Raw genomic sequence first — 11,141 nt, 5'->3', positions numbered from 1 at the left:
CTTTGTTTTTACAAGAGGCGTTCTACTAGGTGTTTTTTTATTTCATTCTTATCATTTTTTCTAGTATTGGAATATTCATAGAAAGGTTACTTCATTTTTCTCTACATCTTGAGGAACGAATAACGGGATAAACGAGGATTCCTTATTATTTCTAGTATGGATGAGCATATTATAATGGAGGTTTACTCTTGGTTATTGATGATAATAACAGGAGTTGTTATGCTATCTTTGCAAATTTATATTTCTATCCTTTTGTATCGGTTTGAAAAATCTGTATGATGAGGATGTTGGGGATTAATCTTCTTCTTTGACCTTAAATGAGGAAATTAGAAAAACGTGTAGGCCAATTAGCACCACAGGAGGTTTAGAGAAGTTACTTTTTATTTTCTTTGGATGGAACACTTCTCCTGCATGAAGCAATTATTAACAGCTCACTAATCTCAAGTGAAACTGCAATCAGTGGATTCTTTTCTCCTTCACTGATTGCACGTAATCTATCTTTTTCAGTAGTATAAAACATCCGTTTTTCTTATAGCACCTATTTTGTTTTATTCTCTTGGTTATTCATGGAAGCCAATATTTGAAGTTGCTGCTTCGCTTTCTTTAAAGCAGTATGAAAATAATTTTGTAGTAGTAGTAAAGTCGTATGATCAAAATAATATTGTTCTGATACACTCTCCCATGTCTTACTATTTATGAACGTATCCCATGTCATTTGGGAATGTCCTCTTTTTTTAACCTCTTTAAATACCCATCTCTTCATTTTCTTTTTACCCTTCTCAGTCAAAGAGCCATTTTTCACAAGGATAAGTTCCACATCTCTCTTGTAACGTTTACGAATGTCTTTTTGCTTAGCTGCTGTGAGGAAAATATTTACCGTGTTCTCGGCATCGTCGAAGGCCCGATGTTGTTTTCCTTCCCATTCTAAATTCAATTGTGCTACTGCAAGTTTCAAACTGGGTGGATTTAAAAATAGTTCTTTATATGCTTGAAATACAAATCTCTGCAAATCAAATCTTCTTTCTTTCTCAAGGTCCGGACATTTCACATGATGTCGTGTACAATCTTCTGTTAGAAATCCATAATCCTCTTTTCCCCACGTTACAAACATATAATCTTCTCCAAGAAACGTACGAAATCTCTCAATTACTTTCGGAAATTTTTCTGCACCTTTTACATCTTGTTTTGTAATTCCTGTTAATTTTGTTGTATGACGAGATAGGGATGCCGATGGTTTCACTAATGATGAAAAAACTTCGATGGTACTCATTGTACTTGCTTCAATCTTGATGGCTCCAATATCAACTATTTCCGTTGGAGCATCTGATTGATAAGGTCTAAAATTCCGCTCAATATCAAATACAATATAATATTTTGGTTCATACATACCACATACCTCTTCCTTATCGCTTCTTAACAGTATATCCCTAATGTCTAATATATATATCCGTTTTAATTTTCCGACACATAAGTCACTGCCGTGCAGAATACAACATGACCGCTACTTGCTTTCTCTTTTTGTTTTAAACTTTGCATGTAGTAGGAAAAGGCACTGACCGTTTCTATGCGCGGCCAGATGCTCTCGTCCCTCCTAAAAAGAAAGTTTTTATGTCAGTGTTTTCACTTGTATATATATTAGTGTAAATAATCACTCACATTTAGGGTATTAAAAAAGAGAAGGGAGTTCCCTTCTCTTTCACTTCAATTATTTTTTTACTACGTTAGTAGCTTGTGGTCCACGGTTACCTTGTTCAACTTCGAAAGTAACTTCTTGACCTTCTTCTAAAGTTTTGAAGCCGTCGCCTTGGATAGCTGAGAAGTGAACGAATACGTCTTCTCCACCTTCAACTTCGATGAAACCGAAACCTTTGTCAGCGTTAAACCATTTTACTTTACCGTTTTGCATGAAAAAATCCTCCTAAAGTATGTACTTTAATGTACATGTCCATTTTCAACCATTTTACAAATAATCATCAGCTATAAAAAAACTGTAACCCAGAGAAGATTTAACATTGCTATCCCCTCTGAAGTTACAGCTTATTTAAATCTCTATGGTATTAAAAGTAAAATGGTTTAACCTCACTATACACCTTTATTAACGTAAATGCAAATTTTTATTTTTAAATTTATGCATTAGATGCCTTAATACTCGTTACTTCCTATAACAAATGACGAGAACGAATCATTAACTCTGTTTTTTTCTCTACTTTGTCTATGTCTTTCTATATGAGATTCACTTATTTTTCCGTCATTATTAATCTGACAGTTTTTATTATGATTTAACGATACACTTTCATATTTTCCTCTTGCCAAATTGTTTATATCATCATATTGTAAAGGAATCTACGCTAATTAAATAAGAAGTGATTGCACCACAAAAAACTAAAAGCTGAATTATGTAAGAGGAGTTTTCAGAATGAAAAAACATCTAAAACAAGCAATAAAAATATCCTCCATTTTATTACTTATTTTCATTGTAATTGGTGCTGGTGTTTTATTTGGTACGCCGTATGGACATAAATTACGTGTAATTGCTGCGGAAAGCATCTTAACTTCACAACATCGTGATTTGGCAAAATTCACTTTTTTATCTCAACAAGAATTAAATGATATTTCAAATTCAATTAATAATCCAAAATGGAAAAACAGCCAATCCGATGGGCTTCAAAAACTTACAAAACAACAATTAGAAGCGAAAAAGCATATGCCGCTTCACGTAAAAATCGAAACCATTCAAAAAAAATATGAGGATCATTATTTTGAAGGCAAACTCATGACAATTAGTAATCCTCTTAATGTAAAACTTGTAACACAACAAGGTACACAAGGTAACGATGTCGGTGAGAAAATTTATGTAATGGCTAAGCGGAATCACGCGCTTGCTGCGATAAATGCAAGTGGATTTTCAGATGAAACAGGCCACGGTGGCGGTAAAGTTGGTCTAGGTATTGTAATTGAAAACGGGCAAATTATTCATACGCCTCAAAATGAGAATACACCAGCTATTATTACTGGTTTAACAAAATATGGACAAATGATAACAGGCGACTACTCTGCACAGCAATTGTTAAATAAAAACATTGTTTCTGCAGCCGGTTTTATGCCCCAACTTATCGTAAATGGCGAAAAAATGCTTACAAATGATGGTGGCTGGGGATATGGCCCGCGAAGCATTATGGCTCAAAAGAAAGATGGTTCAGTTATGTTTCTTATCGTAGATGGTAGACAACCGCACAGCATCGGAGCTTCTTTAAAAGATTGTCAGGATCTTTTATATGGCAAAGGCGCTGAAAACGCGATGGCTATGGATGGCGGTTCTTCTGCAACTATGTATGCCTTAGGAGATATATTAAACATCCCTTCTACTCTTTCTCATAAGTCTCGTTACCTTCCAAATTGTTGGGTTGTAACTACAAATAACAATCAAAAAGTGGATGTTACAATTGACGGTCATCCGGCAGAAGCTTCAAAAATTGCAGAAATTACAGGAACATCTGCTGTTGCTTCTCACGAAATAAAGAGCAGTTAAGTATCCTACAGATACTTAACTGCTCTTTTCCGTTTCATTCATGCTGCTATTATTTATTTTTTGAAGATACCAAATGGCTTACCAACCGGTAATACAACTTTTCCGAAATGTGTGTTTAATACTGCAGCTGCAGATCCGTAAAACGAAAGCAGTGAAATAAGCAATTCAGAAATTGCTGCTAATTTATGCATTGCATGCGGCATAACACCTAAAGTACTAAAGGAAAGGCCTATAAATAAGAAATCAATAAGTACAAAAATCGTAAATAATACTTTATGTGTTTCCATTGCGCCAATTGTCATAAATAAGCTAAAAATTAAGTAACCAACAAATGCTACTCCAAGTTGTTTTGGATCCACACTTGCTGCTAGTTTTTCACCAAATACGCCAAGTTGAATTAACCATGACGTACCAACGCCAAACCAAAATAATGCAAATCCACCAAACGCTGTTGTACCGAATGTATTATTGTGCTTTGCATCGTTAATGCACGCAAATAATTGGGCAAAACCCCCTAAAAAGATTGCCCATGGCAATACAAATGAAACACCACTTGTTAAGCCAAGTTTTTGTGAGGACGCAACAAGTGTAACCATTGCAAGTCCAAATAATCCTAGTGCAGACGGATCTGCTGTTGTCATTTTCACATGATGTGTAGTTTGCTTTTCCATAAAACCCTCCTGATTTAAACACATACTTGAATACAATACTGAAATTAGAGGGTACTGTCAATCTTTTTTATTTTATTTCTATATATTACATATTTCCATATAATTGATATATATATTTTCCTACTTCCAACGGTTTAATATTTATATGTAATATCTCCTTTATTGAAACCCATATCGGAATATATTTGCCACGGTCACCGTCATTTTGAATATATTCCTCACCTTTTCCATTACCAAATGTACCACCTATAATGATCGCTTCATAAAAATATTGTGTCCCATTGTAGTTCACCTTCTTTGCAAGCTGCTTGATTTGTATACGTACCCCAAGTTCTTCATATACTTCTCTAATTGTTGCTTCTTCTGAGGTAATTCCACCACCTGGAAAAACGTAGTAAACATCTTTATCCCGAATACGCTTTATTAGAGCTAATTTTCCTTCTTGTATAATAATTGCTGCACCTCGATCTCGCATTCTTAAAACACCCCCGCATAATATTATTTTTTTATCTATTTCTGTCTGTTTCAGCAACTACATTCATTGATAAAGTGTAACTTCCCTCAGTCGAAACTTTCTTCATCACTTCTCTCAACATTGAGCTATGTAAGGTTATCCTTAAATAACAGAAAAAAACTAGACAACATCGTCTAGTTTTATGATAAAGAAGATCGTAAAAATCCAAAACGCATAGCATGTTCTATTTCATCTGTCATCGCTCAAAAAAAAACATCTCGAACTGCTAAGTTTTGCGTTAGCAAATAAGCATTCCGATAGTCTTCATACGCTTCTAATTCATCTTCATACGCACGTTCTAATCCCTCTTTATAAGAGGAATATTGCGTTTGTACCACTCGATACGTTGGCTGTTGCCCCGTTAATGTTGTAAACAATTGTATAAACTGCTGTAAATGCACTTTTTCATCTTCTAATGCATGTGAAATATCTTTTTTATGTTTCGCATTAGGTGCTTCGTTTACAAGCCGACTATAAAAATCAATTGCCGCAGCTTCCCCTTGAATCGCTTCTAAAATTGCTTGCGATACTTGTTTATAAGTTCCTTCGTTTACTCGATAAAATTGATTATACGAGTTAGGATTTACATAGTACATACCTACTCCCCCTCAAAACAATGCATTACTTTATTGTATGTAGAGGTAATTAATTCGTTCAGTTTCGTTTCGCTTATAAAAAAAGAATGCTTTATACTAATACATATATAAGGAAAGGAGATAACAATATATGCGTTATGTAATAATAACAGGAACTTCTCGCGGTTTAGGTGAGGCAATTGCCGCACAATTATTAGAACAAGGGACGAAACTCATTTCGCTATCACGTAACCAAAACGAACAACTCATTGAAAAAGCAAAGCACCTAAATATTCCCTTTGATTTCTATTCGGTTAATCTACAAGAGATTCATCAAATTGAGTCACTCATGGAAAAGATTTTTTCAAATATTGATGTAACGACCGTTTCTTCTATTCACCTAATTAATAATGCCGGTATGTTAGCGCCAATGAAACCACTTGAGCGGTCAGAAAGTGAGCAATTAATCGCAAATGTACATGTAAATTTAGTAGCACCTATGTTGCTTTCTTCAGCATTTATAAAACACACGAAAGACTGGAACGTAGATAAACGTATTATTAACATCTCTTCTGGTGCTGGACAAAATCCGTACTTCGGCTGGGGAGCATATTGCACAACGAAAGCTGGCATAAATATGCTTACAAAATGTATTGCGCTTGAAGAAACTGACAAAGAATACCCAGTAAAAGTCATTTCTTTTGCGCCAGGTGTAGTAGATACAGAGATGCAGACAGAAATTAGACAAACACAAAAAGAAGATTTTAATCAGGTAGAACGTTTCTTGGCTTTGAAAGAAAATGATCAGTTACTATCACCAACTTATGTAGCAAAAGCCGTTATTCACTTATTAGAAACAAATCACTTTGATCAAGGTGGCATTATACGTATTGATGAACAATAAAAAAACTCGTTAATAAATAGCGAGTTTTTTCTAATGTTTAGATTCTAAAAATAATAGAACTGACTCCATCACTAATTCATAACCAATTTCTTTATATATTTTATTAGATGTAGGATTTGCTAAATCAGTATATAATGAAGTCATTTCATATCCATTTTCCAACATACGTTGACTTAGTGCTGATACACAATTGAAAGCATAACCTTTTTTACGTTCTGCCTCCGGAGTATATACAAAATTAATTGTGATATTACGTTTCGTTGGTCTTGTGACTGCAGCCATTGAAACTAACCACCCTTCCACTTCCCATCCAAACAGACGCTGACTTTCAATTAATTCAGCTGCAGTATGCACTGCTTCTTCCTTTGTGAGCGCTAAATTTACGTCTTCACAAAAGTGGTATACCCAATTTTCAATTAAATCTTTTTCTTTTAATTCAACTCGGCGGAAAATCCCATTGCTTTCAGCCTTCTTCTTAACATACCTTAACCCGTATACACCTTGATTCATTTTGACCTGGATCGACTTATTTTGAAAACCTGCAAGCTGTTCTGCTAAATGCTCTACCACTTGTTTTTCTCCAATTAATCCAGGTACATCAGGATATGCAATCGATAGTTGCTTTGCAAGCTCTCTAATATCATTTTTTTCTAAAAGCGCAGGTTTCGCTACAATTACTTGACGCTGATGTGTTTGAAGCATGACAAATACAAGCTCCTCCCCTTTTATAGCTGTTGCCATGAATAATGGGAGCTGAGAAGATTGTAACACACCGAGTAGTAAATTGTTCTCTTGCTCATATGTTTCTAAAAAAGGAAGAACATCATTTTTAAATTGCGTAAAATTTGTATATATGTGGAGTCGTATCACTATAATCTCTTCTTTCTTTCCTAAATATATAGTGATATATTGGCGATTTAAAAGGGAAATCCTTCTTTATTTCATAAGTTTACAATAGTTGTAACAATTGTATTCAATTGTGTTTCAGCTTCACTAAGCTTCTTCTTCATATCCTTTAACACTTGCTCCTGCACTGCCATTTTCTCTTTTCTTTCTCTAATCATCCGTTGCATTTGTTCGCGGCTTGGTCCCCCATAAACGTTTCTTCTTGCAACAAATGAATGAGGTGAAATCATTTCCTTCCACTCTTCTTCTGTTAGTACAACCTGTAGCTCATTTTGTAAATACACATTAATATCGACAAGGTTTAGTTCATGTAAATCTTTTTTCTGTTCTTCCGAAAATTTTGCTATATAACTAGCTGCGTGGTGAGCACGACGAAATGGAACATCATACTTCCTAGTTAATGAATCAGCTAATTCAGTTATCGTAATTGCATGCCTATTTGCACGACTTTGCAAAATTTCCTTTTCAATTGTCATTGTACGTACCACCGCATTCATTACACAAACAACTCGAATTGCTTTCTCAAACCCTTTATATAAATGCGGCTGTAAATCATCTTCTGTATCGACTATATCTCCAAATGGAGTATTATGAATCATTTGAAAAACTGTAAACGCTTCTCCCCAAATACTACTTGCAAGAGATCTTGCATGTTCAATTGATACAGGATTTCGTTTTTGCGGCATAATACTACTAATTTGCACATAAGGATCTGCAACTGTAATGCCACTGTATTCTTTCGTAGCTAATAATAAAAAGTCTTGGAGCCATCTACTTGTATTTGTCATCATTATCATAAGTGCACTACTTGTTTCTAATAAATAATCAGTACTTGCAATCGCGTCATAAGAATTTTCAATTACTTTTGAAAAACCAAGAAGATCCGCAACCCGTTTTCGGTTAATTGGAAAACTTGTTGTAGCAAGTGCTGCCGCCCCTAACGGAGATTGATTTACAGCACGATAAGCGCTCCATAAACGCTCCGTATCCCGCCCCATCATATCATAAATGGCAAGCAAATAATGCCCAAACGTTGTTGGCTGTGCTGGTTGTGTATGCGTATATGCCGGCATTATCGTTTCCATATGCTCTTTAGCCTGCCCTAGAATGCCCTCTTGCAATAACATAAAATGTTCGATGTATCGTAGTAAATATCGTCGTAAGCTCATCCGATACATCGCCACCCCCATATCATTTCGACTCCGTCCAATATGCATATTGCTAATACTATCACTGTCTGCTTCTTTTTGAATCAGATGTTCAACTAGAAAAAAGAGATCTTCATACTCTTCACTATATACAAGCTTGTCTAATGAGATCGTTTTTACTTTCTCTACTGCCATTACAATTTTTTTTGCATCTTGTTTTTTTAACAAACCTTCTTCTTCCAACATAATGACATGTGCATGATGAATACGAAACATGTCCTCTAATAAATAATTTCTTTGAAAATAGAATATGTGTTGTAGTATACAATCTGCATATGTCTTACCAGGAAAGATAACTCCTTCCCGTTGCATAAACTCCTCGTTCCCCTCCTGCATTTCAAATAGCTCCCCTCGTCTATTAATTATTAATCATCATACCCATCTACTTAAAATAATGTGTTTATCCAATGAAAAAAAAACCGATGCATACACATCGGTTTTACTTAATAATAGTTGCTTTATATTTATCACTTTGTAATATTTGAAAATGCAAATTTAGTAAATGTTTACGTAATTCAGCACTGTCGTCTTCATTTACATCGTTTGCTAAAAAGACAATTTCTGTACAGTTCCCCTGTTTGTCTGTTGCATATACAGCTTTAGATAAAGACCATGGTGTGTAGCCATTTTTTTGACCAGCATGTCGAAAAACTTGGCGATATTTTTTCCCTTGCATATCTGATTCTACAAGTTGTGCCCATTCTTTCTCTTCTTCTTTTGAAAGACCCCTCTTATGATTTGCTTTCTCTAATAAAATCATATAGTCATTCGCAGAAGCGGCTGGAAATCTATCTGACCATATTTTTTCATACTTTTCTCCTAAGAAAAGCGGAATTTCATTTTGCAACTGCGAGCCTTTTTGCTTTAAACGCTCATGCATTAACATCGCATATTTACGATATTCTTCTTGCGACATGTTTTTTAATTTATTTTCTAGTTGCTGTTTTGGAACATGTAATTCCTTGTGTAAATATCCCGGAATATACAAAGACGCAACGATTGGAAATAATGGCCGATGTGATGGTAATGCCAATTTATTTATATTTGCATTAATATTGTCTATACCAAGACGATCCATTAAATACTCTGTATTTGCATTTGAGCTAAATTTCATCATTCCTCTTGCGATGTCTTCAAGCGTAACAGCATTTTCCTCTATAAGTCCTTTTTTCATTAAAACTTTTTGCCATCTTTCATGAGCACCGCCATCTGTCTTTGGAATATAATAGCGATTAACATCATCCAATGATACAAGCTCATTTGGATCAATTTTTCCTTCTCCTACTTGCTTTGTGAACTCCAATGCTACAATAAGCTTCATCGTACTCGCTACAGGTAATACAACATTAGGGTTTACAGAGTACACCAATTTATCATTTCGTTTTACTAACAATGCGCTGTTTTTTTGCTCTTTATTTTCTTCTACAAATGACGCAACATACTGCGCATCATCATAATTTGAACTCCATACTTTTTTTACTAAAAAATTTCCTGAGATAATAAATGCGAATAAACCAATTATTCCCACACACAATCCAATTGTTCTCAAATGGAATTCCTCTCCTAAACTATATCTTGTAATCTATTATATATAATTCACACGCAAAACAATAGAGGCGATCTGTAATAAGATCGCCTCTATTGTAACTTGTAAACTTGCATATTGTCTATGTCATAATCCGAATAAAATCTTCAAGAAATTGTTTGTAATGTAATTTCCACCCAATCCTTACCCAATTTTTCATCGCCTCAGCACTTGGCTGCGGTCTAAAATCAGCTATACTTTCCCCTTTTGCAAGACCATCTACATCAACTTGAACTCGGCGATATACATATTCCATCAAAGAAGGATTACCGACGGCCATCATCGTGACAACATCATGAATCGGACTTCCTCCTATTTTAGGATTTAATTTTTTATAAGCTCCGTAATAATAATTAAAAATCGGTTCAATCAATTTATTAAAATTTGTTTTTGTTTTCTTTGCAATATATGTAACAGTTTTAGGAGTAATGATCGCTTCATTCGTTACATTTAGCGGGATTAACGTAACATGTTCCGCATATTGCATGACTAAATTCGAAGCAATTGCATCTCCGTGAAAATTTGCTTCTGCAACAGGAGTAACATTGCCTGGAACAAGAAATCCTCCCCCCATTATGTAATACTCTTTTACATTTTTCATCAGTTCTTTCTCTAAAATAAAAGCCGTTGCTAAACTTGTTGAGCGCCCCGCATCAACGATAATTAGCTCTCCTTTGTATCTTTTAATAATCTCAAATATTTCACAAAACGGTTTCACATTTGCTTTAATCGTTTCAGGTGGACGAATAGGGCCTAATCCTTCTTGCCCATGTATTTCTGGATAATATGTTATAAACTCTCCTGATAAAGGAATCCTTGCCCCATTAATAATTGGAATATCTTCTCTTCCAGCTATTTGTAATAAATATGCTGCATTATTCGTCGCTTGTTCCTGCGTAACGTTTCCATATCCGGTTACAATGCCAACAATATCAATATCAGGATGTAATAAACCGTATATAATTGCCAATGAATCATCAATACCTGGATCTCCAAGAAACAGTACTTTTTTCAAGGCATTCAACTCCATCCTATCAATTGCTATTACTATATGAACGAAAGAAAGTGTACAGAAGCAAATGCGGGCATTTTTTATCTCACCTGAGAAAAATTATAAACAAATTATGAATGGATTATTTTCATGAAAACGACTGTTTTACATATAGAACACATAAGGTTGCATAATAAAAAAACAGGAGAATAAATTTATCAAGGCATAAATTTTACAAATCCTCAATGAATAAAGGGC

The 11,141-nt window shown here is 34.7% G+C and carries 11 protein-coding genes; 2 read left to right on the top strand and 9 right to left on the bottom strand.

All coding sequences use genetic code 11. The features are described 5' to 3' along the window. Positions 1-538: 538 nt before the first annotated feature. Together V7024_RS23520 and cspD are read right to left on the bottom strand one after the other, a co-directional pair. Positions 539-1,387, bottom strand: a complete 849-nt coding sequence (locus V7024_RS23520) for an exonuclease (protein WP_335524456.1) — start codon at positions 1,385-1,387, stop codon at positions 539-541. Between the two features lie 318 nt (positions 1,388-1,705). After that, entirely contained in the window at positions 1,706-1,906 is a 201-nt protein-coding gene (cspD, locus tag V7024_RS23515; RefSeq protein WP_020062101.1) for a cold-shock protein CspD, read from the bottom strand. Between the two features lie 510 nt (positions 1,907-2,416). On the opposite strand from cspD, the gene V7024_RS23510 reads away from it, so the two are divergent. Beyond that, positions 2,417-3,529 (top strand): phosphodiester glycosidase family protein, encoded by a 1,113-nt coding sequence (locus V7024_RS23510; RefSeq protein ID WP_335524455.1) that lies wholly within the window; start codon positions 2,417-2,419, stop codon positions 3,527-3,529. Positions 3,530-3,582: 53 nt separating this feature from the next. On the opposite strand, the gene V7024_RS23505 is transcribed toward V7024_RS23510, so the two are convergent. The 3 genes from V7024_RS23505 to V7024_RS23495 all read right to left on the bottom strand — a co-directional run bounded on the left by V7024_RS23505 (position 3,583) and on the right by V7024_RS23495 (position 5,310). After that, complete coding sequence (locus V7024_RS23505) at positions 3,583-4,200, bottom strand: acetate uptake transporter (RefSeq protein WP_335524453.1); 618 nt, start codon at positions 4,198-4,200, stop codon at positions 3,583-3,585. 85 nt (positions 4,201-4,285) lie between these two features. After that, positions 4,286-4,675, bottom strand: coding sequence for an NUDIX hydrolase (locus tag V7024_RS23500; RefSeq protein ID WP_335524451.1), 390 nt, complete (start codon positions 4,673-4,675; stop codon positions 4,286-4,288). 242 nt (positions 4,676-4,917) lie between these two features. Continuing rightward, entirely contained in the window at positions 4,918-5,310 is a 393-nt protein-coding gene (locus V7024_RS23495) for a ferritin-like domain-containing protein (RefSeq protein ID WP_335524450.1), read from the bottom strand. 130 nt (positions 5,311-5,440) lie between these two features. Between V7024_RS23495 and V7024_RS23490 the strand changes: the two genes are divergently transcribed. Further along, positions 5,441-6,193, top strand: a complete 753-nt coding sequence (locus tag V7024_RS23490; protein WP_335524448.1) for a (S)-benzoin forming benzil reductase — start codon at positions 5,441-5,443, stop codon at positions 6,191-6,193. Positions 6,194-6,223: 30 nt separating this feature from the next. Here the strand turns inward: V7024_RS23490 and V7024_RS23485 are convergent, their stop codons facing one another. The 4 genes from V7024_RS23485 to V7024_RS23470 all read right to left on the bottom strand — a co-directional run bounded on the left by V7024_RS23485 (position 6,224) and on the right by V7024_RS23470 (position 10,922). Beyond that, a complete protein-coding gene (locus V7024_RS23485) occupies positions 6,224-7,063 on the bottom strand; it encodes a GNAT family N-acetyltransferase (protein ID WP_335524447.1) in 840 nt (279 codons plus the stop codon). Positions 7,064-7,134: 71 nt separating this feature from the next. Continuing rightward, positions 7,135-8,643 (bottom strand): argininosuccinate lyase, encoded by a 1,509-nt coding sequence (gene argH, locus V7024_RS23480; RefSeq protein ID WP_335524446.1) that lies wholly within the window; start codon positions 8,641-8,643, stop codon positions 7,135-7,137. Between the two features lie 103 nt (positions 8,644-8,746). Continuing rightward, the gene (locus tag V7024_RS23475) at positions 8,747-9,847 is read right to left on the bottom strand and encodes a serine hydrolase (protein ID WP_438824510.1); all 1,101 of its coding nucleotides are present in this window, start codon (positions 9,845-9,847) and stop codon (positions 8,747-8,749) included. Between the two features lie 127 nt (positions 9,848-9,974). Then, entirely contained in the window at positions 9,975-10,922 is a 948-nt protein-coding gene (locus tag V7024_RS23470; RefSeq protein WP_335524445.1) for a nucleoside hydrolase, read from the bottom strand. Positions 10,923-11,141: the final 219 nt, after the last annotated feature.

The sequence above is a fragment of the Bacillus sp. JJ864 genome (assembly GCF_036963045.1).
GTDB classification, from domain to species: domain Bacteria; phylum Bacillota; class Bacilli; order Bacillales; family Bacillaceae_G; genus Bacillus_A; species Bacillus_A pseudomycoides_C.
The sequence above is the reverse complement of the archived record's forward strand: the minus strand, read 5'-3'. Positions and strand labels throughout refer to the sequence as shown.

What these genes read in the sequence shown, in the direction of transcription:
- V7024_RS23520 (WP_335524456.1), bottom strand. Translation starts at nt 1,387, where the DNA reads ATGTATGAACCAAAATATTATATTGTATTTGATATTGAGCGGAATTTT.
- V7024_RS23470 (WP_335524445.1), bottom strand. Translation starts at nt 10,922, where the DNA reads ATGGAGTTGAATGCCTTGAAAAAAGTACTGTTTCTTGGAGATCCAGGT.
- argH (WP_335524446.1), bottom strand. Translation starts at nt 8,643, where the DNA reads ATGCAGGAGGGGAACGAGGAGTTTATGCAACGGGAAGGAGTTATCTTT.
- V7024_RS23510 (WP_335524455.1), top strand. Translation starts at nt 2,417, where the DNA reads ATGAAAAAACATCTAAAACAAGCAATAAAAATATCCTCCATTTTATTA.
- cspD (WP_020062101.1), bottom strand. Translation starts at nt 1,906, where the DNA reads ATGCAAAACGGTAAAGTAAAATGGTTTAACGCTGACAAAGGTTTCGGT.
- V7024_RS23490 (WP_335524448.1), top strand. Translation starts at nt 5,441, where the DNA reads ATGCGTTATGTAATAATAACAGGAACTTCTCGCGGTTTAGGTGAGGCA.
- V7024_RS23495 (WP_335524450.1), bottom strand. Translation starts at nt 5,310, where the DNA reads ATGTACTATGTAAATCCTAACTCGTATAATCAATTTTATCGAGTAAAC.
- V7024_RS23500 (WP_335524451.1), bottom strand. Translation starts at nt 4,675, where the DNA reads ATGCGAGATCGAGGTGCAGCAATTATTATACAAGAAGGAAAATTAGCT.
- V7024_RS23505 (WP_335524453.1), bottom strand. Translation starts at nt 4,200, where the DNA reads ATGGAAAAGCAAACTACACATCATGTGAAAATGACAACAGCAGATCCG.